This window comes from Amycolatopsis sp. NPDC021455, from assembly GCF_040640995.1.
Classification (GTDB): domain Bacteria; phylum Actinomycetota; class Actinomycetes; order Mycobacteriales; family Pseudonocardiaceae; genus Amycolatopsis.
Genome location: NZ_JBFACT010000058.1, coordinates 38508 through 59658 on the forward strand (window position 1 = coordinate 38508; position 21151 = coordinate 59658).

Below are 21151 nucleotides of genomic sequence, written 5' to 3' on the forward strand. Positions count from 1 at the left end.
TCAGTTGACGGTCCTGTCGCGCTGGGCCTGGGAGAACGGGCCGAGCGCGACGAAGATCTTCTTCGAAGGTTCGAGGGTTTCCCAACGGCCTCGGAAACCCCGGGGCACGAAGAACGCTTCGCCGGCCTCGAAGACGCGGCGGTTACCTTGTTCGTCGGTGAGGGCTACGCGGCCGGCGAGCATGACGCACAGTTCGTCGTAGGGGTAGGCGGGCAGGTCGAGGGTGCCTGGCTCGCCTTCCCATGCGCCGCCGAACCAGTGGTTTCCGGCTTCGCTGCCGAAGCAGCGCCATTCGGTTTCCGACCAGGTCGGGCTGGCGTGTCCCGGTGGCCATTCGGGGTGGACCGGGGTGCCGGATCCGATGGTGATCGTCCGGATGTCGTCGATGTTCATGCCTTCGCTCCCGTGGTGGCGAATCGGCGCAGGACGTTGTGGGTGATGGTTTCGGTGAACTCGTCGCGATGGATCAGGCCGTTGACCCATTCGCAGGTGCCGGCGTTGAACACCGTGCCGAGCCCCCGGGAGAAGACCGCCATCATCGCCGCGCCGTAACGTTCGCCCTGCATCCGCTCGGGGACGGCGGTGCCGTACAACACTTCGGTCAGGCTGATCACCTCGTCGGCCGGGGCGCCGAGCGGGACCATGCCCTGCCAGTCGTCGGTTTCCCCGATCACGGCCGGGGCCATCGCCAGGATGGCGAGATCGTCCGGCGCGCCGTCCGTCCCGGTGGGGTAGGGAAGTCCATTGCGGACGGTGTAGTCCACGCCGTCGACTTCGAAGCCGACGACGCAGATCGGAGCCTGGCCGAAGACGTCGCCGTAGCGCAGGTCGGTTCCGTCGAACACCCAGTGGCGGGGCCGGTAGATGGTGTAGCCGCCGCTGGAGCGGGGCGTCGTGGACCCGTACCGGGTGTAGCCGCCGCCGACCGCGGTCAAGCCCATGGTCGCCGCCCCGGGGCGGCCGACGGCCGGCGCGTCCCACAGCGTGGTCGCCTGCTCCGGCTCGGTCGCGGCGAGGGGGTCGGCTCTCGGGTCCTTGTAGCAGACCTGGGTCGTGTCGTCGTCCTGCAGCCGGATCTGCCAGGCGAAGTTCGCTCCGAACCGCGCGACGTTCCCGCCGCCGTCGACGAACGCGTCGAGTGTGTCGCGCATCCGGGCGGTCCAGTACTCGTCGTGGCCGACGAGGATCGCGCACCGGTAGCCGTCGAGGCAATGCGGGTCCTGGTGCAGGTCGTGCTGGGTCAGGTAGTCGAACGCGTAGCCGTTGCGCTCGGCCCAGACCACGAACGGACGCTCGTAGGTCGCCCAGAACGCGTCCGCGTAGTGCCGCGAGTAGCCGTGCGCGTGTGCCCATTCGTAGGCGGGATGCCTGGGTACGTAGTCGATTCCGGGCGTGTCCGGATTGGCGGCACGGGGTGCGCCGGGCGGCAGCCGCAGCATGCCACGGGCGACGGGTCGGTGGATCGACAGCTCGGGGGAGGGCACGTCGGCGTAGGGATCGTCGCCGAGACCACGGTAGTGGTTGGCGCCGCCCCAGTCGTTGTAGGCGATCATCGTGCTGGTCGTCAGCACCAGAGCGAACGGCGTGCGCGGGACTGTCCCGCTTGGACGGATCACGACGAAGTGCTCGCGTTCGTACCGCCGGCCGTCCACCTCGATTCCGACGACCAGCAGGTAAAGTCCGGACTGCCACTGGGGATCGACCTCGATCCGCAGCGCCACCGGCCAGTCACACCCTCGCCGGTACGCGTCCTCGGACGTCGGGTGGGCTGCGCCGGCCAGGTCCCGCCGGTGCCAGACGACCTTCGGCGCCGCGCCGTCCCGGAGCACGGTCAGGTCGTAGCGTGCCGCGGTGGTGTGGACGTGCACGTCGATCACTTCGCCGGGCCGGTAGCCGAACTTGTCGGTGTAGCACCAGATCTCCGGGTCCCCGGTTCCGGACGGGCGTTCCACCGCGAAGCCGGGGATCGACCAGGCGTAGCGCGGACGGAGACCGGGGCCGGTGACCGACGGCCCGGGCAGCGGGGGCAGGGGGTGGTGCGTCATCGACGGTTTTCCTCCGAGGTGGGGTCGGCCTCTTCGGCTGGGTGGCGGTGGGCGCCGCGCAGCCACAGCGCGCGGCCGCAGCCGGCGAGCAGGCCGGCGACCAGCGGGCTGAGCACGAGGAAGTTGCCCGTCGGCCCGAGGTTGGTCAGCATGTTCATCCGGAGGATCACCAGCACGAGCACGGCGACGAGCAGCACCGCCGCCAGCGCGGGCGCGACGAGCCGCTGCCACGCCGTTTCCCCGGTCCGGTTCCGGCGGAAGAACCGGATCACCGCGATCGACGTGGCCGCCTCCAGCGCCAGCACGCCGACCAACGCAGGGGCGTTGGTCCACGCCACGATCTGCCGGTACGGGTCCAATCCGGCCAGCGCGAACCCGGCCAGCACGCCGAGCACGACCACGGTGTGGATCACTCCGGCGGTGCTGGGTGTCCGGCCTCGGCTGGTGCGCGCGAACGCCGCCGGGAGAACGCCGTCGCGCCCGAGCGAGTACAGGTACCGGCTGCCGGCGTTCTGGAGGGCGAGCACGCCGGCGAAGAAGCTGGTGACGATCAGGACGTGCATCACGTCGGTCATCGCGGTGCCGACGTACTCGGTGTTGAGGCCGAAGACCAGGTCGGCGGGATCACCGGCGAGCAGCGACGCGAGGCGGTTCGGGCCGGCTCCCATCAGGATCACCCACGAAACGAACGTGTAGAGCACCGCGAGGGTGGCCACCGCGATGTAGGTGGCCCGGGAGACGGTCCGGCGAGGGTCCCGGGCCTCCTCGCTGTAGATCGCGGTCTGCTCGAACCCCAGGTAGACGACGAAGGTGATGACGAACAGCGAACCCAGCCCCGGCGTGAGCAGGTTGGCCGGGTCGAAGCTGCCGAACGACAGTCCCTCATGGCCGCCGTGGAGCAGGATTGCGGCCGACAGCACGAACAGGACGGCGACCTCCGCGGTGAGCAGCACCGCCAGGACCCGGGCACCGATGTCCACCTTCAGGTAGGACAGCACGGCCACGAGCAACCCGAGCACCAGAGCACACACCTGCCACGGCGCGGACCACCCGAGCAGGTCGCGCAACGTCGTCGAGGCGAAGAGCCCGGCCACCGCGACGAACCCGACCTGTCCCAGCGCGTAGGCCACGTACGCCACGAGCGCGGCACCCGTCCCGGCCAGCGGCCCGAGCCCGCGCCGGATGTAGACGTAGAACGCGCCGCTGCCGCGCAGGTGCCTGCTCATCGCGGTGAAGCCGACCGCGAACACGGCGAACACGACGCCGGCGATGAGGAACCCGGCCGGCGCGACGATGCCGCCGACCAGGAACGCGATCGCGGCGAACCCGGCCATCACGGTCAGCGGCGCCGCCGCGGACAGGACGAAGAACACCAAGTCCCGCACGCCGACGGCGTCGGCGCGCAGGGCGGTTCCGGTGTCCGGCAGCTCAGGCCCCATGACGGCCCCTCCTCGCTCTCGTTCGACGGGGCTACCCCGCGCGGCGTTCGGCACAGCGTGCACAAACGTTTAAGCGAAGTCAATACCAGTGATGAAACGTTTGTGCGCTAGAGTGCGGGCATGGCGAAGCCGACTTTGCGGGACGTCGCCACCGTCGCGGGTGTGTCGGTGGGCACCGTGTCCTACGCGCTCAACGGCAAAGGCCGCGTCGACCCGGACACCCGGGAGCGCATCCGCCGGATCGCCACCGAGCTGGGGTATGCGGCCGACCCGGTCGCGCGCGGCCTGCGCTCCGGCCGCACCGCGACGCTCGGCATGGCGCTCGGCACGGTGATCGGGCAGCGTCGCGACGACATCCTGTCGTTCGAGTGGTACGGCCGGGTGACCACGGCCGCGGCCCAAGCCGCGTTCGAGGCCGAGCACGGGTTGCTGCTGCTCCCGGCCGTTCACGACGCCGGTCAGCTGCGAAGAATGGCGTTCGACGGGTTGATCCTGGTCGAGCCGGGCGAAGGTGATCCGCGCCTGGCCGCGCTCGCCGACCTGGGCGTGCCTGCCGTGGCCCTCGGCCGGGACCCGACGGGGCGCATCGCCCACCAGGTCGCCCCGGACACCGATGCCGCCGTGGCCGGGCTCCTGGACCACCTGGCCGCCCAGGGTGCCGCCCGGATCACCGCGGTGGCGCCGGACATGGCGTGGGAGTGGACCGAACGCTCGATCGCCACCTACCGGCGCTGGTGCGGCGCCCGCAACATCGAACCGGCCGCCGTGCGGGTACCCCCGCCGGCGCAGCTTTCCGCCGGCACCATGTCGGAGTCGGCGCGGCAGGCCGCGCTGCAGGTCCTCCGGGACGATCCGCCGGACGCGATTCTCGCGCTGGGCCTGGGTTTCGGCGTCGGTGTCCTGGCCGCGGCGCGCGATCTGGGCCTGCGGGTGCCGCACGACCTGTTGCTCGCCCAGGACAGCGACGAGCCGGCCCTGCACGCTACCGACCCACCGATCACGGCAGTGGATCTGTTCCCGGAGGCGCAGGCGCGCACCGCGGTCGCCACCCTGCTCGAACTGCTCCGGGGCGGTCGCCCCGCGGGCGAGCTGAACACCCCGACCGAACTGCGCGCCCGGGCCAGCACTGCTCTCGTCCGGCGGGAGTGGCCGAGCGGGAGCCAGTAGCAGCCGAGAGCGTCCCGGGTGTGGGACGAGCCGCCCGCGCGGCAGGTCCGAGGTGGGCGGCAGCGGCGCCGCGCGGGGCGAACTTCTGTGGCTGGGTGGACAAGGCCGGCGTGGTGTCGGGAGTGGGCACGTACTCGCTTGGCGGCAAACTGGTCGTGCAGAACAGCGTTCGCCACGCACGGCGAGCGAGGTTCGCAACACCGGTTTCGCCCGCATCGCGGGCTTCCAGCTGCTCGGCAGCGCCGCCGTCCACGGTCACCTCAGAGGACCGGCCGATCGGCTTCCCGAGCACAGTGGTGCGGTGCTCGGTCAGGCCCTGGATGACGAAGTCGGCGAGTCCGCGGGCCGGGTCGCGTCTTCGCGATCGGCTTCACCGCGATGGCGGCGAAGATCAAGCGGGCGAGCTGGATCCTCGACGCCGCGCAGGCCATCGAGGACCGAGCCGGGGTCATCACCCCTATCGACCCGGTCCACCAGCGGTAGTCAGCCGGCTCCGGGTGTCCACGCCGGGCAAGCGGTCGCCCTGCCCGTGATGCGGTGAGTCATCGCAGGCTATCCCCGTAGACGCGGATGACGTGCCGCCGCGGACGGCGTCGTGTTCGAGACGTGTCAGCCTCTCGATATCAGGCTGTCGGCGACGTCCACGACTTCCGTGTCCTTCCCCGCAAGCAGGCGGACCGCCAGTCGGAACCGAGCAGCGGGAGCCGGTCACGCTGCGGCCGGCGCACCTGCTGGAGGCCGAGGCCGGCTTCCGTGGCGCTGACCCGCTACGCCCGGGCGCCGGCGAGCCACGCCCGGAGTTCGACGGATGCGGATCTTCCTGCTGTCGTGCGTCGGGCAGTGCGTCCGTGTGGCCATCGGCCTCGGCGGGCCTGGTGATCTCGGCCGCTCGCGAGTCGATCGGCTGACGTGGCCGGTGCAGGTCAGGTGGAGCGTAGGCCGTCGAGCATGATGGCGAGCGTTTTTTCCGCCAGGTCCGGCCGGTATTGCTGCATCGCCTGGCAGCCGACGATGAGGGTTTCCACCTCGTCGCTGGTCACGTCGGCTCGCACGACCCCTTCGTGTACAGCGGCCTGCAACAGCAGGTCGATACTGGAGGTGAAGTCTTCGCGTGCGCTGCGAGGGACGCATTCTTCCTGTCCGGCGGTGCTGGCCAGCGACTCGACCAGGCCGCGGTCGGTGGGTCCCCATTCCAGGACGACTTTGCGCAGCAGCATGAAGAGGGCTTCGCGCGGCCCGGTGAGGTCCAGCAGTTCCCTGCCCTCGCGGGCCAGCTCGCGGATCCGCTCGTCCAGGACGGCGGCGACCAGGTGGTCTTTGGTGGGGAAGTGGCGGTACAGGGTGCCGGCCCCGACGCCGGCGGCTCGGGCGATGTCGTCCATGGAGATCCCCAGGCCCCGGATCGAGAACGCCTCGCCGGCCGTCGCCAGCAGCTTGGAGCGGTTGCGGGCGGCGTCGGCCCTCAGCGGTCGCGGTGTGGTGGCTGTCACGTTCCCTGCCTCCATTTGACAAGCGGAGAGGCATCTCCGTATGTTCGCGGAAACGGAGAGTTGTCTCCGTCTCGTGACGATAGCAGCCTTCACGTGACCCTCCCAGCACCAGGAGCCTGGCGTAATGCCATTGAGCGGAGAATATGCGCCGAGTCCGTCCGACTTCGCCCGCAAGCAGGTCGAAACCTACGAGGCGTCCGGAGGCGCCGAGGCCGTCGAGCTCATGGGGAGGCCCGTGGTCATCCTGACGTCGGTCGGCGCCAAGACCGGCAAGCTGCGCAAGACCCCGGTGATGCGGGTCGAGCACAACGGGGAGTACGCCGTGGTCGGCTCGCTCGCCGGCGCGCCGCAAAACCCGGGATGGGTCTACAACCTGCGCAAGGACCCGCACGTCGAGCTGCAGGACGGCAGGGAGAAGCACGACTACGTGGCCCGCGAGATCGAGGGCGACGAGCGCGCGGTGTGGTGGGAACGCGCGGTCGAGGCAGCGCCCGACTACGTCGACTTCGAGAAGAAGACCGACCGCCTGATCCCGGTCTTCGTCCTGACGCGCACACCCGGGTGATCGCCGCGCCGGGGCCCGCATTCACGCGGGCCCCGGCACCCCCTCTGACGCACACCCCGCTTCACCTACTGATCTCACGAACGGCCCTTTCCGGCCGCGTGGAAAGGCAGAACCTCATGCGCGCAGTCCGCTATCACGAGTACGGCGGTGTGGAGACCCTCGTGGTCGAGCAGGTGCCGGAGCCCCGTCCCGGGCCCGGCGAGATCCGTATCCGTGTCGCAGCGGCCGGCGTCAATCCCATCGACTGGAAGTTGCGTTCCGGTGCCGCGCGCGGGGTGCTTCCCGTCGACCTGCCCGCGATTCCCGGGCGTGAGGCCGTCGGTGTCGTTGACCAGGTGGGTGCGTGGGTGCAGGGGGTGAGCATCGGTGACCGTGTCTTCGGGCTGGGCGGCCTCACCGGCGCGACGGCGGAGCTGGTCGTGCTCTTGGCCTGGGCCCACGCGCCCGCCACGTGGACCGACGAGGAGGCCGCCGGCGCCGCTCTGGCATCCGTGACCGCGATGAGCGGGTTGAAGGCGCTCGGTCCCCTGCGGGGCCGCACTCTGCTCATCGAGGGCGCCGCCGGAGGCGTGGGCAGTGCCGCTGTCGAGATAGCGGTGGCTCAGGGCGCCTCCGTGATCGGCACGGCCCGTGAGCGCAACCACGCGTTCCTCGCCTCGCTCGGAGCCGTTCCCACCACCTACGGCCCCGGCCTCGCGCAGCGCCTCGCCACCCTGGCTCCGGGCGGAGTCGACATCGCACTCGACACCGCGGCCTCCGGTTCCCTGGCCGATCTCGTCGCGATCGTGGGCGACCCCGCCCGCGTGTCGACGATCGCCGACCACGCCAACGCGCATCGCCTGGGCGTGCACCTGCCCAACGTGCTGAACGACCCCACGCTCCTCGCCGAAGCGGGCGAACTCGGCCGACAGGGCCGCTACACCCCGCGCATCGAGCGGACGTACCCGCTCGAACAGATCGCGGAAGCGCACGCATACGCCGAGCGCGGACACACGCAGGGAAAGATCGTGGTCCGCGTTGCGGGCGATTACCCGTAACCCCGACTCCGAGGCCGCGCAGGCGTTGCGGGAGCGTGGGGCGGAGGTTGTGAAGGCGGACTTGTCGGATGAGGCGAGCCTGCGGGTGGCCTTCGAGGGTGTTGACGCCGCGTATCTCGTTACGAACTGGGCGGAGCTGATGGACCCGAAGGCCGAGATCGATCAGGTTCACGCAATGGCGCGCGCGGCAAAGGCGGCCGGCGTGGGACACGCGATCTGGTCGACCCTCGAAGACACCGCGGCGCCTGATTCCGATCGGCGGCCCACCGGCTTCTGCTGCGTGCTCATGGGCTGACCGGGGCGATGGGCAGAGTCGGTGCCTGCGGTGACAACGCTGCGATGGAGTCGTTTCTTTCGTTGCGGCAGAAGAACGTTCTCGATACCCGGCGATGCCATGGGTCTTGAGTTTGTCCCTGACCGGCACCGCGGTCTCGGCGTCGGGATAGTCCACGGTCAGGAGTTGTTTGACCTGCCCGGCCCAGTCGATTTTGGTGCGCTGGGCCAGGGCGTGGACACGGCGCCACCCGTGCAGGGGCTCGGCCCATGCGAAGATCGAGCAGGTGCAGCACCGGACGTATTCACTGTCCTCACAGGCATCGTTGGCAGGCCGGGTGGGCAGCGGGTCGCGGACGCGGCCGAGGAGCTGGAAAGGTTTCTCGTCCATGCGCACGACCGGGCGGGCGGGATCGTACGGCCGGGCGTAGACGGAGAGGACGTCCTCCATGCGGGGCGGCGCACTCCGCGTTCGCCGGCGGTGGGATGTTCCAGCACTTTCTCAGATGAGGACGCAGTTCCGTTTTTCAAACCCGGCCGATGTCAAAAGTCCTTGTCCGGCATGGAAAGGGACCTGCCGGGCAACAGCCTCCCAGTAGCATGTGCCATATCTAAGCAGCGACAAACTACTAGGTCACGTGTATCCGATGAATCCGGTCCAGGCGGCTCGGCGGTCGGCGTGTGGGTCGTCGATGAGGGCTGTCGTCTGCGTGTAGACGAGTGTCGTGCGCCGGCCTGGCTCGTAGAGCGGCCATTCTGATGCGGTCTCGCCGTGTCGGGCGAAGGCGATCAGGTTCGCTCGCAGATGGTCGACGAAGGCGCGGTCGCGGCGGGCCGCGCCGAGCCACCGCTCGACCTTCTCAAGGTGGCCGAACAGCAGCAGGACGTCCGTGCCGTGCGTGGGCCCCAGGCCGGTTAGCCCGAAAACGCGGGGTGTGTGGTCGACGCGGAACATCCGGGTCGGTGCCACTGTGGAGTGGGCCTCGGCGAGCGCCACCGACGGGTACCAGAATGCCGCGTCGCCGCCGACCCGAGGGTGTTGCGCCGTGTCGCCGGGGCCGCCGTACGCGGCTAGTACGCGATCGAGGACATCGTCGCCGGACCGCGCGAAGAGGCGGCGGAGGTCGTCGTAGTTGCCGGCGAGCTCACCCTTCAGGATCTTTTGGAAGAGCGTGTGTTCGTCGCGGCAGGTGCCGATGAGCAGCGGTACTCGGTGGCCGCGGCCGGCGCGGATCGCGTCGATCGGGCTCTGGGGCAGGAGTTCGCCGTCGACTACGTAGCTGACGCTGATGGTTCCGGGGTCATCTCGCTTCGTCGCCTTGTCGAAGGTCGTGGCTGCTGCCGGCAGCCGGTCGACCGGCATGTCGCGGATGTCCTCCAGATTGGCCGGGTCGAGATCGAGCAGCTGGAGATACCGTCGTGCCCAGGCTCGAGACCGCTCACGTGAGTGGACGTGGAACGCCGGTGAACTGGCGGCTACGGCCCGGGCGAACAGGCCGGCGGCTGCCGGGACCGCGAGAAGGGTCGTGACGGCCAGCGCTCCGGCGGATTCTCCGTAGATGGTGACGTTCCCGGGGTCGCCCCCGAACGCGGCGATGTTCTGCTGAACCCAGGTCAGCGCGGCGAGTTGGTCGCGCAGAGCCAGGTTGGAGTCGAACCCGCCGCCCGCGTCAAGGCCGGCGAGGTCCAGGAAGCCCAGGACTCCGATCCGGAAGTTGAAGCTGACGAAGACGGCGTCGGACCCGCCGATGAGCGGGGCGCCGGGATAGAGGGAAGCGGACCCGGTGCGGTTCCCGCCGCCGTAGAGGTAGACGATGACCGGCCGGCATCCGGGCCGGGTGCCCGTCGACAAGATGCCGCTGCTGGAGATCGTCGTGGGCGCGCAGACCGGCGACGAGACACTGGCCCGCGCGCTGGACTTCGCACGACAGATCGAGAAGACCCCGATCGTCGTCACGGACGTCTACGGCTTCTACGCCAACCGCGTGATCATGCAGTTCGTGGACCAAGCGCTGTCGATGACGGCCGAGGGCGCGCATCCGGCCAGCGTCGAACAGGCGGCCACCCAGGCCGGATTCCCGGTCGGCGTCCTGGCGCTGTTGGACGAGATCAACATGAAGACCATCCAGAAAATCAACCGAGGCTTCTCCGCGATCGCGACGGAGAACCCGGCGTTCGCCCAGACCCCGGGCAGCCACCTCGTGGACCGCATGGTCGAGGAGTTCGAGCGGCCCGGCCGCCTGGAAGGCAACGGGTTCTACTCCTACGCCGAGGACGGAACCCGCTTGGGGCTGTGGCCGGCGCTGATCCAGCACTATCACCGCCCCGAGGTCGACCTTCCCTTCGAGGACATGACCGAGCGTCTACCCGTCGCCGCCGCGCTCGAGGCCGCCCGCTGCTACGAGAAGGGCATCGTCCGGTCCAGCGCCGACGCGAATATCGGCTCGATCTTCGGCATCGGGTTCCCCGCGTGGACGGGCGGCACCCTGCAGTACATCGACCAGTACGAAGGTGGCCCGGCCGGCTTCGCGGCCCGCGCCGACGAGCTGCGCGCGAAGTACGGCGACCGCTTCATCGTCCCGGAGAACGTGCGCGCGTGCGCCGCCGCCGGCGAGTTTCTGAGCAGGAGTTGAGCGATGCGGATGAACGGGAAGATCGCGCTGGTCACCGGCGGCAGCCGCGGACTGGGCAAGGTGATGGTCGACGCCTTCGCCGCCGAGGGCGCGCACGTGGTGATCGCCAGCCGCAAGATCGACGAGTGCGCGGCGCTCGCCCAGCAGATCCGGGAGAAGTACGACCGGACCACGCTGCCGGTCGCGTGCAACGTGAGCGACTGGGCGCAGTGCGACAGCCTGGTCGAAAAAGTCTACGGGGAACTCGGCCGAGTGGACGTGCTCGTGAACAACGCCGGCATGTCCGTGCCGTACCCGAGCCTCGACGAGGTCGGCGAGGCCCTGTGGGACAAGGTGCTCGGCGTCAACCTGAAGGGGCCGTTCCGGCTCACCGCCGCGATCGGCACCCGCATGGCCGCGGGAGACGGGGGCTCGATCATCAACATCAGCTCGATGGCCGCGATCCGGCCGGAACCCGAGTTCCTTCCCTACGCCGCCGCGAAGGCAGGCCTCAACACACTCACCGAAGGGTTCGCCAAGGCCTTCGCCCCGAAAGTGCGCGTCAACACCATCCAATGCGGAGCGTTCCGGACCGACATCTCTCGCGCCTGGTCCTCCGACGTCGAGGCCGAACTGGCCGCAGGCGCGGCGCTGGGGCGGATCGGCGAGCCGGCGGAGATCGCCGCCGCCGCCCTCTACTTCGCCTCCGACGCCTCGTCGTTCAGCACCGGCGCGATGCTCCGCCTGGACGGGGCGTCCTGCACGGTCCAGGCAAAGTCGTTGGTAATGGTCAGGGATAGCTTCCGCGGAGTGTGAGTGGTCGGGTGGCCTCGCGTGCTTCGGGGCCGACGGCGTAGGCGCGGGGGTAGGTCGCTGTGCGGGCCACGTCGGAGAGCTGCACGGTGGCGGTGACGGCGCCTTCGGCGGCGCCGACGGCCGCGACCTGCGGGTCGGTGAACACCACTCACGGAATGGCGTCGTAGTTCACCTTCGCGGGCCGGCCGAGGATGTTCGCGGCCACGACCCGGCCCTGGTACTCGTGGGTCAGGCTCCGCTGCCCGGTGACGTCGGCGACGGCCCACAGCCCGTCGCCGGCGGCCATGCGGTCGTCGACCGGGATGCCGTTGGCCATCGGCGAAACGGCGTGCAAACGCACGACCGGGGGCGCCCGAGGAGCGGACCGCCCAGGAGCTGCAGATCGTGCGCCTCGTCCGCGAGGGCCTTTCGAACCCCGAAATCGGCGCGCGGCTGTTCCTCAGCCCGCGCACCGTGGAATGGCACCTGCACAACGTCATCGGCAAGCTCGGCATCAGCTCACGTCGCCGGCTGCGCGAGGCCTGTCCCAGTCGAAGAAGCCGAGGGTGATCGCCCACATCGCCGCGCGGGTGAGGGAGACGTGGGACCCGGTAGCTGCCGCCTTCGGTGGCGCGGCGGGCGAGGGCGGCCATGGCGCCGGTCGCGCCGAGCCAGGCGACGAGGTAGTCGTTGATGATCGAGGTCGGCGGGAGCTTCGGTTCCTCGAGGCTGCCTTCGGCGGCGACCATGCCGGTCACCGTGCCGGCGACCTGGTCGAAGCCGACGCGCTGGGCCCAGGGGCCGGTTCCGCCGTGGCAGCTGGCGGTGACGTGGATGAGGCCGGGCCGCACGGCGAACGTGAGCTTCCCCGCGTCGCGGTTGGGCTTCTGGACGTCAGCCAACTTGCGGGTCCGTGGCAAATCTCAGGGTGGGGTTATAGATCAACTCGGTCCGGCGTCATGCGGTCTCGGGTGGCTGTTCAGCCTCGGTGGTAGTCCTCATCGAAACGCTTCACTCAGCCGATAGGCCAGGGAAATAGCCGAAGGCCAGCCAGCGTCGACGAAGGCATGGAGTACCGACCGGATCGACGTCAGCAACTTGTCGTCGGCGATCACGACTTCGCGGAACTCGGCCAGGTAGCGCTCGATGAATTTGGTCGTTTCGGCGGCTGCGACTGAGTCATACGTGTACTCGTCGCCTGTGCGCACCGCTGTTGCTGCTGTGTGGAAGGCTCGGGACGGGTCGGCGGCGGCAAGATGGCCCAGTGCTTCGATCAGGAAGTGTGTGATCGAGGGATGCTTGAATTGGGCGATCCCGTCCAATACGGTGAGGGCTCTCGCGGCGAATTCGCGATCTTCGGTGGGTTGACCGCTGGTCACTAGAACCGCTTCTGAGGCGAGGTTGATGTTGCGGGAGATGAGGTCGGCCGTGAGAAAGATCTTGCCCGGCCGATCCGGGGAGTCGGTTGCTGCATGGCGAAGTCGAGCCAGTGCGGCGGTCGCGGCCTCCAGCATGTCGAAAGCACGTGCGCGTTCCACGGCTTGTCCAGGTGGCAGTTCAGTCCACGCGCGCAGGTTGCCGACAGCGTGCTGGGCGGCCGCCGTCGCTGTGGGATCGGAGAGCCAGGTTCGGACCAGCTCCTAGGCGGCGGGCGTCTGATGCCGGATGGCGAGCATCAAGGCGAGTGAGGTGATGATTTCGAGCGGTTCGAGTTGATCCGAATCGGCTTCAGTCTCGTTGAGCAGCAGTGTCCAAGGTTCCCGTTTCACGAGGCTTGTCAGGACACCGTGGGCCGATCCGAGCCGCAGTCCCAGCTCCCGGAGGAGTACGGCGGCGATAAGAGGCGAACCCGACGTCCCGGATCTGGTCGCTCGGCTGTCGGCGGTGTGCCCGCTCCAGCCGGGGGGACCTGATCTTCACCGGCACCCCGGCCGGTGTCGGCAACCGCCGCACGCCGCCGCGCTGCCTCACCGCGGAAGACGTGCTGACCAGCCGTATCGACGGCCTGGGTGGGCTGCGGAACGGCTTCCGGGCGGTGCGGAAGCCGTAGCCGGCAGCCGGAGCGTGGCCGTCACGAGGTGCGGCTGCGAGCGGTGCCGGGCCTTCGTCGCGGCCGGCTTGGCGGCGGCGTTGCCGTCCCGGACCCGGGGCGCGTCCCGGGACGGCAACGCCGCTCACGAGTGGCACTCGTAGAGGGTCTGCGCTTCCGTCGGTCCCACCGGCTGCTGACCCTGCTGCTGCGGCCCGCCATAGGCAGCCGGGTCGACCTTGGTGCAGTGCCGCGCGATCCACTGCTGCCGCTGCTGGCCGGCCCCGCCGTTCATGCCGGGCATTCCGCCGGCGCGTCCGCCGGACTCGGTGCCGAGCACGAACTTCAGCTTGCCTTCGGCGGCCCACTGCTGGAGCTGGTCGACCGAGGGCGAGTCGTCGCCGCCCGAGAAGCCGCCCATGCCGATGACTGTCTCGTCGGAGCCGATGATGAAGCCCGCGGCCATGGTCGCCGAGCCGTCGACGGCCAGGGTGATCTCCGCGTTCCCCTTGTGCTGCCGGGCGTAGTCGAGGATGCGGCGTTGCTCGTCGGTGAGCTTGCCGTCCACAGCGCCGAAACCGCCGCCCGCGCGGCCGCGGCCCGAGCCACCCGGCATTTCCGGGAGGTCGCCACCGGGGAAGCCGCCGGTGCCGCCGGGCAGCTGCGACATGCCGCCCGGGAACCCACCGGTGCCGCCGGGGAACTGCGGCAGGTCTCCCGAACCGCCGGGGAAGCCGCCCGGGCGCATGCCGCCGAACCCGCCGCCGCTCGGTCCCGCGGCCGGCATCGCGCCGAGGTTCTCGCCGGTCGCCGCGGTCGCGGTGGACCACACCGCGGGCACGAGGAGCACCGTCACCAGCCCGAACACCAACGCGACCCGGGAAACCAGCGGCCGGCGCGTCTCGACGAGCCGCGCCCCGAGCAACGCGGCCACGGTGACCACGCCCGCGACGAGGACCGCCCAGCGGGTCCAGCCGTGCCACGACGGATCGCGGCCCGCCAGCACGAACGCCCACACCGTGGTGAGAGCGACGGCCCCGGGCAGCAGCAGCCACGAGGCCACCCCGTCCCCGCGGTACGCACGCCAGAACCGCGCGAGCCCGGCCGCGGAGATCGCCGCGATCGCCGGGGCGAGCATCGTCGTGTAGTACGGGTGCCAGATGCCCTGGGCGTAGCTGAACACCACCCCCGTCACGAGAAGCCAGCCGCCCCAGGCGAACCAGCCCGCCCGCGAAGCCGGGTCACCCGATCCTTTCGCCCGCACGCCCTGGATGGCGACGACCACCAGCACGACCAGCGAGAGCGGCAGCAGCCACGAAATCTGCCCGCCCACCGACGAGCCGAACAGCCGGCCGAGCCCGGTGTCGCCGCCGAACATGCCGCCGCCCATCCCGGACGGTAGGCTCATCCCTTCGGGAAGATCCGGCCGCGCGCCGCCACCACCGGGGCCGAGGTTGCCTTCGCCGCCGAAGATCCGGCCGAAGCCGTTGTAGCCGAAGATGAGATTCCACGCGGTGCCGTCGGTGCTGCCGCCCATGTAGGGCTTCGATCCCGGCCACCAGTCGTGCAGCGCCGCCCACCAGAACGACGACGCGAACAGGACGACACCCGCCCCGAGCAGGTCGACGATCCGCCGCTTGACCGCCGCGCGCGTGCCGACCAGGTACGCCAGCGCGAACCCGGGGACGACGATCCACGCCTGCATCATCTTCGTGACGAACCCGCAGCCGACGAAGAACGCGCACCACAGCAGCCAGCGTGTCCGCGTGCGGCTCGTGTCCGCCTTCACCGAGCGCGTGAACGCATATGCCGCGGCGATGAGCAGCAGCACGAGCAGCGTGTCCGGGTTGTTGTCCCGGTTGATCGCCACGGTGATCGGGGTGAGCGTCAGGATCAGTGCGGCCAGCAGGGCGACGTTCTCGCCCGCCCAGTGCCGGACCGTCCGGTGCAGCAGGAACACCGCCGCGACGCCCTCGATCACCTGCGGCAGCAGCAGCGCCCAGCCGTGGAATCCGAACGCCAGCACCGAAAGCGCTTGCGGCCACAGCGACATCGGTGGTTTGTCCACGGTGAACACGCCGTACGGGTCGAACGAGCCGAACAGGAAGTTCGTGAAGCTGTCCGTCATGGACTTCACTGCGGCCGAGTAGTACGTGTTGCCCAGCTGGCCCGCGCCGATCCGCCACGCGTAGAGCACGGCGGCGGCGACGCAGATCCCGGCGAGTGCCCAGCCCCGCCACCGCGTGCGGGCGGGGGTGGTGGTGACGGAACCGGCCGGTGCCGCTTGGTCGGCGGCGACTGTCATTCTTCGTCCTTTCCTGGGGAATTGCGGAAGACCCAGCTGCGCAGCAGCACGAACCGGCCCGCGGTGCCGAGCACCGAGGCGGCGAACAGCACCGTCAGCTCCAGCGCGCGGCCCGGCTCGGGGTCGAACCCATGCAGGGCCAGCAGCGCGGCGGAGGTGAAGGCGTAGTACAGCCCGAAGACGACGAGCCCCTGTAGGTGCGCCTTGCCCCGTGACGTGCTCGCGCCGGCGAAGGTGAAGCGGCGGTTGGCTTCGGTGTTGAAAAGCGTGGTGAGCACGAGCGCGACGAGGTTGGCCACCAGCACCGGCCACCACAACCGGAACACCGCGTACAGCACCAGGTTCGCGATCGTGGAGACGACCCCGACCACGGCGAAGGACAGGATTTCCCAGAGCCGGCCGCCGCTCGGCGTGCCCAGGACGGCGTCCGGGTGGGCGGCGCGCGGGGCGGGACGGCGGGGGAGGTCCGGCACGCGCGCCGTCCCGGCCGCCTTCGCGCGGGCGACGCGGATCAGCCCGCGGATGTCGTCGAGAGCGGTCTTGGTGACGTCGACGCGGCTGTCGGTGTCCTCGACCCAGTCGACCGGGACTTCGTGCACGCGCAGCCCGTTGTGCTCGGCCAGGAGCAGCAGCTCGGTGTCGAAGAACCAGGCGTCGTCCTCGACGTGGTCCAGCAGCGGCCGGACGACGTCGGTGCGCGCGGCTTTGAAGCCGCACTGCGCGTCGGAGAACCGGGCACCGTGGCTGAGCCGGATCAGCCCGTTGTAGCAGCGGGAGACGAACTCGCGTTTCGGCCCGCGGACCGTGCGCGCCCCCGGGGCCAGCCGCGAGCCGATGGCGACATCGGAGTGGCCGTTGACCAGCGGCGCGACCAGCGGCAGCAGCGCGTCGAGCCCGGTGGAGAGGTCGACGTCCATGTAGACGACGACGTCGGCGGTGCTGGCCCGCCAGGTTTCCCGCAGGGCCAGGCCGCGGCCCTTGCGGTCGAGGTGGCGCACGCGGACGGACTCGTCGTCGCGGGCCAGGGCCTCCGCGACTTCGAGGGTCCGATCGGTACTGGCGTTGTCCGCGACCACGATGGTCCAGTCGAAGGGGAACTGGTCGCGGAGGAACTCGCGCAGCACGTGGATGCACCCCGGCAGCGCGCGTTCCTCGTTGTACACCGGGACGACGATGTCCACCGTGGCTGTCACAGCACGCTGTTCGGGGGAGGTGGTGAGGCCTCCGGTCGCGCCGACCGACATGCTTCCTCCGTTCTGGGTTTCCTGCGGCCGAACACGACGCTGTGTGACCGGTTACGTTGCTCATACGGTGGGCTACCGATCGTGAGAAGCACCTGGAATTCGCCTGAGAGAATCATGAGAAGTGGATCTACAGCTCACACACAGGCCGGCGGCGTAGCCTCTGCCGGGTGCGACTGCTGGTGGTGGACGATGATCCTGACGTGCGGGAAAGCCTTCAGCGCAGCCTGGAGTTCGAAGGCTACGACGTCGGCACGGCGACCTGCGGGGCGACGGCGCTCGAAGCTGTCGTCGGCGACCGGAGGCCCGATCTGGTGATCCTCGACGTGATGATGCCCGGGGTCGACGGTCTGGAGACGTGTCGGCGTATCCGCGCGACAGGCGAGCGGTTGCCGGTGCTGATGCTCACCGCGCGTGACGCGCTCGGTGACCGGGTCACCGGGCTCGACGCCGGAGCCGACGACTACCTCGTGAAGCCGTTCGCCCTGGAGGAGCTGCTCGCGCGCGTACGGGCGCTGCTGAAGCAGAACCGCAGCCGCTGCTCCGTGCCCGAGGTCCGCCGGTTCGCGGACCTCGAACTCGACCCGCACACCCGCGAGGTCACCCGCGGCGGGCATCGGATGGAGCTGACACCGACGGAGTTCGACCTCCTGACGGCCTTCTTGGACGCCCCGGGCAAGGTGCTGACCAAACACCAGCTGAGGCAGGCCGTGTGGGGGCGGGAACCGAGCCGCACCAACAACCTCGACGTCTACGTCGGGTACCTGCGGCGCAAGACGGAATCGGGCGGGGCGAGCCGCCTGCTGCACACCGTCCGCGGTGTCGGGTTCGTGTTGCGGGCACCGTGAGGCCGCGGATGCTGCGCAGCCGCGTCGCGCTGATCACCGCGGCCATCGTCGCGTTCGCGATCGCGTCGATCAGCACCGTCACCTACGTCTCCACTCAGCACAACCTGCGTGCGCAACTGGACGAGACGCTGCTCGGCGGCTGGCCGCCACCCGGCGCGCAGGATCCCGCGGCACCGAAACCCGACTGGGCCGATCTGTGCCGCGCGGTGAACCGGGGCCGTCCGTTGCAGCGGTTCCTCGAAGGCGTGCAGCTGCTCAAGTCCGACGGGACGACCTGCTCGCCCGCGGGCGTGGACTCGGTCGTGCCGGCGGCATCGGACCGGACGACGCGCGCGGTGACGCTGCGAGACGGCTACACGCAGTCCGGCACGCCGGTGCGGGTCCTGCTGGGTCCGGTCGGCGACGGGAACGTGCTGGTCATCTCGCGCAGCCTGGCCGAGGTCGAGAGCACGCTCAACGGGCTGGCCAACGTCCTGATCATCGTGTCGCTCTCCGGGGCGGCACTCGCGGCCGCCGCCGGGCTGCTGCTGACCCGCCGGACCCTGGAACCGATGGCGCGGCTGACCGGGGCGGCCGAGGAGATCGCCCGGACCCAGGACCTCGACCTCCCGGTGGCGGTGTCCGGGCGAGACGAGGTGGGCAGGCTGGGGCGGGCGTTCGCGGCGATGACCGGCGCGCTCGCCGAGTCCCGGCGGCGTCAGCAGGCGCTGGTGGCGGACGCGGCCCACGAGCTGCGCACCCCGTTGACCAGCCTCCGGACGAACATCGACCTGCTCGCCCGCAGCGAGCACACCGGCCGCCCGCTCGGGGACGGGCAGCGCACCCGGACGCTGGACCGGCTGCAGGTGCAGGCGGAGGAGCTCGGCGACCTCGTCACCGAGCTGGTGGTGCTCGCCCGCGACGAGCGCGAACTGGAGCACGCCGATGTCGCGATGCCGGTCGTGGTCCGGCAGGCCGTCCGGCGGGCTTCGAGCCGTGCCCAGGACCACGAGTTCGAAGTCGAAAGCGCCGAGTGGCGGGTGCGAGGCGACGCGGCCGCGCTCGAGCGGATGGTGCTCAACCTGCTCGACAACGCGATCAAGTTCTCGCCGGCGGGGTCGGTGATCACGGTCCGCTCGACCCCCGGCCGGATCTCCGTCGCCGACCAGAGCCCCGGCATCTCGCCGGAGCACCGCGAGGCCGCGTTCGAGCGATTCTGGCGGGCTCCCGAGGCTCGGTCGCTGCCGGGTTCGGGACTCGGCCTGGCGATCGTCGCGGACATCGCGGCCGCACACGGCGGGCGTGCACGATTCGACGATCCGGGGGATGGGCGAGGTGCGCTGGTCGTGGTCGAGTTGCCGGGTTGACCGGCGGCTGCGGTCGCCTCATCGACAACGCTGCGGGCTCATCACCTTCTCGAACCTGAACATGTGATCGGTCCCGTCCCCGTCCGGTGAATCCCCCGGCGAGGCCGGGTGATCATGGGGTCCGGGTGACCTGGGTGGAAGAACTCCACGATCGCGAAGCCGCACTTGTTCACATAGAAATGGATGTTCCGCTGCTCGAAGTAGGGCGTAAGGGTGGTCCACACCCGCGTTTCCGGGTACCTCGCCTCGACAGCACGCCAGGCCAGGACCCCCGTCCCCCGGCCTTGCTGGTCGCCGTCCACGAAGAAGAAATCCAACGAGTTCAGCCCGGGTGTGCTCGTCGATGGAGACGACCATGCCGCCGACCGCACGATCCTCCCGGGTCACGTGCAGGACCTGGGCGCCCGGCGCGCGCAGTGTCTGCCACACGTCCTCGTCCGAGGGGATCGGCTCTTCCGGGTCGACGCCGAGCTCGTGCACGGCGGCATCGGTGAACGCGCGTTGGACGTGCATCGCGGCCTCGGCGGCGGTCCCGGCCTCGGTCGGCTTGCGCCCGGCACCGACCCAGAACGCGCCTTGGTCGCTGATCGTCAACGGCGAGGCGGCACGGGCCGGCTCGGCGGTTCCGGGTGGTGGGGAGATGGTCATCGGCGAACCTCCGTCACGGCGTCTGCGCCCATGCCCAGCACTATTGGTGACCGGCTCCGGGGCGGTCCAATGCCGGTTGTGGACGCCGTGATGCATGGCGCTCATCAGCGCCCCCGCCGGCGCCACCCTCGACCTGCAGCACGGCTGGGAACGCACCAGCCAGGCAACCTGGGACCACTACGCCGCCGAGGGCGAGCTGACGGCGACCGTGCCGCCGTGCGCGGTGACCAGGTCCCGCACGATGGCCAAGCCCAGTCCGCTGCCTCCGGTCTGCCGGGCACGGGACTTGTCGGCGCGCCAGAGCCGGTCGAATACGAACGGCAGGTCTTCGGGCGGGATGCCGGCTCCGGTGTCGGCGACTTCGAACACGACTTCGTCGCCGTCGGCCGCCGCGCGTACCGTGACCTGCCCGCCCGGTGGGGTGTACCGCAGCGCGTTGCCCACGAGGTTGCCGATGGTCTGGCGCAGGCGTACCGGATCCGCGATCAGCACGAGGTCCGGGTCGGCTACGGCGGCGGTGAGGGTGACGTCCGGGGCGTCCGCGACGATGACTTGGTCGACGAGGTCGGTGACTCGCATCGCTTCGGGATGGATCCGCAACTGCCCTGCGCCGGCGTCCGCGATGTCCCGCAGGTCTTCGATGATGTGCTGGAGCAACGCGGTGTCTTCCAGGAGGGAGTGGGTCAGCGCGCGGTCCAGTGGGAGGTGCCCGTCCTCGGCCGCGACAGATCCGGCCACGACACCGTATGTGAACTCCAACGGGCGGTCCTGGCTGATCGCCTTCCGGAACACCAACGGGGCGGTGCGGTTCTACGACCGGCAGCTCCCGACTTCGTAACGCATGAAGCAACAGGTTCTCGGGCCGGTCGCCGCCATCCAGGCAGGTCGTCTCCGAGCAGCGGTCGTACTCGCTGGTCTGGGGCGGCGGCAGGCCGATCGGAGTGGCCGGGTCCGTCCTGCGCGGGCTCGAGCACTTCCGCGCGGTTGCGGCGAGCCGGGATGCGCGGCTCGCTGACGCCGTCGACGTTCTGCGGCGCGCTCGCCGGGCGGACGGCACGTGGCCGGTGCACCGGGGATATCCGGGCGGACCTGGTTCCGGATGGAATCGCCCGGTCCCAGCCGGTGGGCGACTCTGCGTGCCTTGCGCGTGCTGCGTTGGTGGGAAACCGGGTGCGGCGGCCGAAGAGCAGCTGACGGGTTTGTGGCCCGTGCTCAATTTTCCGACGTGTCCACGGCGTCGAGGCGGTAGCCGGGCACCAGCCGGGCGTGACCGGGGTGGAACTCGATCCAGACCGAGCCGGGCCGGAGGTC

General features: G+C 70.2%; 20 protein-coding genes and 2 pseudogenes. 10 read left to right on the top strand and 12 right to left on the bottom strand.

Annotated features, from left to right (window positions below):
- Genes AB0G28_RS38400 through AB0G28_RS38410 form a run of 3 tightly spaced genes read right to left on the bottom strand, consistent with a single transcriptional unit; the run spans position 1 to position 3484 of the window.
- Positions 1-393 carry a cupin domain-containing protein gene (locus tag AB0G28_RS38400; protein WP_361101208.1) on the bottom strand — a complete coding sequence of 131 codons (393 nt, stop codon included), beginning with the start codon at positions 391-393 and terminating at the stop codon, positions 1-3.
- The gene (locus tag AB0G28_RS38405) at positions 390-2045 is read right to left on the bottom strand and encodes a N,N-dimethylformamidase beta subunit family domain-containing protein (protein ID WP_361101211.1); all 1656 of its coding nucleotides are present in this window, start codon (positions 2043-2045) and stop codon (positions 390-392) included. Before AB0G28_RS38405 ends, AB0G28_RS38400 begins: the two co-directional genes overlap by 4 nt.
- Positions 2042-3484: an APC family permease gene (locus AB0G28_RS38410; RefSeq protein ID WP_361101214.1), complete on the bottom strand. Its 1443-nt coding sequence runs from the start codon at positions 3482-3484 to the stop codon at positions 2042-2044. Before AB0G28_RS38410 ends, AB0G28_RS38405 begins: the two co-directional genes overlap by 4 nt.
- Before the next feature lie 120 nt (positions 3485-3604).
- Here AB0G28_RS38410 and AB0G28_RS38415 point away from each other — a divergent pair, with 120 nt between their 5' ends.
- Positions 3605-4651 (top strand): LacI family DNA-binding transcriptional regulator, encoded by a 1047-nt coding sequence (locus tag AB0G28_RS38415; protein WP_361101217.1) that lies wholly within the window; start codon positions 3605-3607, stop codon positions 4649-4651.
- Positions 4652-5574: 923 nt separating this feature from the next.
- On the opposite strand, the gene AB0G28_RS38420 is transcribed toward AB0G28_RS38415, so the two are convergent.
- Entirely contained in the window at positions 5575-6141 is a 567-nt protein-coding gene (locus AB0G28_RS38420; RefSeq protein WP_361101220.1) for a TetR/AcrR family transcriptional regulator, read from the bottom strand.
- A gap of 124 nt (positions 6142-6265) precedes the next feature.
- Between AB0G28_RS38420 and AB0G28_RS38425 the strand changes: the two genes are divergently transcribed.
- From AB0G28_RS38425 to AB0G28_RS38435, 3 genes are all read left to right on the top strand, one after another.
- Positions 6266-6706 (top strand): nitroreductase family deazaflavin-dependent oxidoreductase, encoded by a 441-nt coding sequence (locus AB0G28_RS38425; protein WP_361101223.1) that lies wholly within the window; start codon positions 6266-6268, stop codon positions 6704-6706.
- A gap of 116 nt (positions 6707-6822) precedes the next feature.
- Positions 6823-7743: an NADP-dependent oxidoreductase gene (locus AB0G28_RS38430; protein ID WP_361101226.1), complete on the top strand. Its 921-nt coding sequence runs from the start codon at positions 6823-6825 to the stop codon at positions 7741-7743.
- A 25-nt stretch (positions 7744-7768) separates the two neighbouring features.
- Positions 7769-8038, top strand: coding sequence for an NmrA family NAD(P)-binding protein (locus AB0G28_RS38435; RefSeq protein ID WP_361101262.1), 270 nt, complete (start codon positions 7769-7771; stop codon positions 8036-8038).
- 612 nt (positions 8039-8650) lie between these two features.
- Here the strand turns inward: AB0G28_RS38435 and AB0G28_RS38440 are convergent.
- The gene (locus AB0G28_RS38440; protein ID WP_361101230.1) at positions 8651-9868 is read right to left on the bottom strand and encodes a carboxylesterase family protein; all 1218 of its coding nucleotides are present in this window, start codon (positions 9866-9868) and stop codon (positions 8651-8653) included.
- Between AB0G28_RS38440 and AB0G28_RS38445 the strand changes: the two genes are divergently transcribed.
- Positions 9831-10649: a 3-hydroxyacyl-CoA dehydrogenase family protein gene (locus tag AB0G28_RS38445; RefSeq protein WP_361101233.1), complete on the top strand. Its 819-nt coding sequence runs from the start codon at positions 9831-9833 to the stop codon at positions 10647-10649. The two genes, AB0G28_RS38440 and AB0G28_RS38445, sit on opposite strands and share 38 nt — an antisense overlap.
- A gap of 3 nt (positions 10650-10652) precedes the next feature.
- Positions 10653-11444, top strand: a complete 792-nt coding sequence (locus AB0G28_RS38450; protein WP_361101236.1) for an SDR family oxidoreductase — start codon at positions 10653-10655, stop codon at positions 11442-11444.
- Positions 11445-11592: 148 nt separating this feature from the next.
- On the opposite strand, the gene AB0G28_RS38455 is transcribed toward AB0G28_RS38450, so the two are convergent.
- Entirely contained in the window at positions 11593-11784 is a 192-nt protein-coding gene (locus AB0G28_RS38455; protein WP_361101268.1) for a hypothetical protein, read from the bottom strand.
- On the opposite strand from AB0G28_RS38455, the pseudogene AB0G28_RS38460 reads away from it, so the two are divergent.
- Positions 11756-11993: pseudogene (locus AB0G28_RS38460) on the top strand (helix-turn-helix transcriptional regulator); the annotation flags it as partial. The gene AB0G28_RS38455 and the pseudogene AB0G28_RS38460 sit on opposite strands and share 29 nt — an antisense overlap.
- Before the next feature lie 110 nt (positions 11994-12103).
- On the opposite strand, the pseudogene AB0G28_RS38465 reads toward AB0G28_RS38460, so the two are convergent.
- Positions 12104-12274: pseudogene (locus tag AB0G28_RS38465) on the bottom strand (CoA transferase); the annotation flags it as partial.
- 147 nt (positions 12275-12421) lie between these two features.
- Positions 12422-12961, bottom strand: coding sequence for a hypothetical protein (locus AB0G28_RS38470; protein ID WP_361101239.1), 540 nt, complete (start codon positions 12959-12961; stop codon positions 12422-12424).
- A 374-nt stretch (positions 12962-13335) separates the two neighbouring features.
- Here AB0G28_RS38470 and AB0G28_RS38475 point away from each other — a divergent pair, with 374 nt between their 5' ends.
- Positions 13336-13473: a fumarylacetoacetate hydrolase family protein gene (locus tag AB0G28_RS38475; protein ID WP_361101265.1), complete on the top strand. Its 138-nt coding sequence runs from the start codon at positions 13336-13338 to the stop codon at positions 13471-13473.
- Positions 13474-13597: 124 nt separating this feature from the next.
- On the opposite strand, the gene AB0G28_RS38480 is transcribed toward AB0G28_RS38475, so the two are convergent.
- Positions 13598-15757: a glycosyltransferase family 39 protein gene (locus AB0G28_RS38480; protein WP_361101242.1), complete on the bottom strand. Its 2160-nt coding sequence runs from the start codon at positions 15755-15757 to the stop codon at positions 13598-13600.
- A complete protein-coding gene (locus tag AB0G28_RS38485; RefSeq protein ID WP_361101245.1) occupies positions 15754-17001 on the bottom strand; it encodes a bifunctional glycosyltransferase family 2/GtrA family protein in 1248 nt (415 codons plus the stop codon). Before AB0G28_RS38485 ends, AB0G28_RS38480 begins: the two co-directional genes overlap by 4 nt.
- A gap of 167 nt (positions 17002-17168) precedes the next feature.
- Between AB0G28_RS38485 and AB0G28_RS38490 the strand changes: the two genes are divergently transcribed.
- Both AB0G28_RS38490 and AB0G28_RS38495 read left to right on the top strand, forming a co-directional pair.
- Complete coding sequence (locus tag AB0G28_RS38490; RefSeq protein WP_361101248.1) at positions 17169-17846, top strand: response regulator transcription factor; 678 nt, start codon at positions 17169-17171, stop codon at positions 17844-17846.
- Positions 17847-17854: 8 nt separating this feature from the next.
- On the top strand, positions 17855-19192 hold the full coding sequence (locus AB0G28_RS38495) for a HAMP domain-containing sensor histidine kinase (RefSeq protein ID WP_361101250.1): 1338 nt from the start codon (positions 17855-17857) through the stop codon (positions 19190-19192).
- An 18-nt stretch (positions 19193-19210) separates the two neighbouring features.
- On the opposite strand, the gene AB0G28_RS38500 is transcribed toward AB0G28_RS38495, so the two are convergent.
- A complete protein-coding gene (locus AB0G28_RS38500; protein WP_361101253.1) occupies positions 19211-19840 on the bottom strand; it encodes a hypothetical protein in 630 nt (209 codons plus the stop codon).
- Between the two features lie 177 nt (positions 19841-20017).
- Complete coding sequence (locus AB0G28_RS38505; RefSeq protein WP_361101256.1) at positions 20018-20578, bottom strand: ATP-binding protein; 561 nt, start codon at positions 20576-20578, stop codon at positions 20018-20020.
- Positions 20579-21151 lie beyond the last annotated feature (573 nt).

Bases quoted from the DNA above. Each gene is read 5' to 3' on its own strand.
- AB0G28_RS38480 (WP_361101242.1), bottom strand. From the start codon at position 15,757: ATGACAGTCGCCGCCGACCAAGCGGCACCGGCCGGTTCCGTCACCACC.
- AB0G28_RS38450 (WP_361101236.1), top strand. From the start codon at position 10,653: ATGCGGATGAACGGGAAGATCGCGCTGGTCACCGGCGGCAGCCGCGGA.
- AB0G28_RS38445 (WP_361101233.1), top strand. From the start codon at position 9,831: ATGACCGGCCGGCATCCGGGCCGGGTGCCCGTCGACAAGATGCCGCTG.
- AB0G28_RS38415 (WP_361101217.1), top strand. From the start codon at position 3,605: ATGGCGAAGCCGACTTTGCGGGACGTCGCCACCGTCGCGGGTGTGTCG.
- AB0G28_RS38400 (WP_361101208.1), bottom strand. From the start codon at position 393: ATGAACATCGACGACATCCGGACGATCACCATCGGATCCGGCACCCCG.
- AB0G28_RS38410 (WP_361101214.1), bottom strand. From the start codon at position 3,484: ATGGGGCCTGAGCTGCCGGACACCGGAACCGCCCTGCGCGCCGACGCC.
- AB0G28_RS38485 (WP_361101245.1), bottom strand. From the start codon at position 17,001: ATGTCGGTCGGCGCGACCGGAGGCCTCACCACCTCCCCCGAACAGCGT.
- AB0G28_RS38500 (WP_361101253.1), bottom strand. From the start codon at position 19,840: ATGACCATCTCCCCACCACCCGGAACCGCCGAGCCGGCCCGTGCCGCC.
- AB0G28_RS38425 (WP_361101223.1), top strand. From the start codon at position 6,266: ATGCCATTGAGCGGAGAATATGCGCCGAGTCCGTCCGACTTCGCCCGC.
- AB0G28_RS38495 (WP_361101250.1), top strand. From the start codon at position 17,855: ATGCTGCGCAGCCGCGTCGCGCTGATCACCGCGGCCATCGTCGCGTTC.
- AB0G28_RS38430 (WP_361101226.1), top strand. From the start codon at position 6,823: ATGCGCGCAGTCCGCTATCACGAGTACGGCGGTGTGGAGACCCTCGTG.
- AB0G28_RS38405 (WP_361101211.1), bottom strand. From the start codon at position 2,045: ATGACGCACCACCCCCTGCCCCCGCTGCCCGGGCCGTCGGTCACCGGC.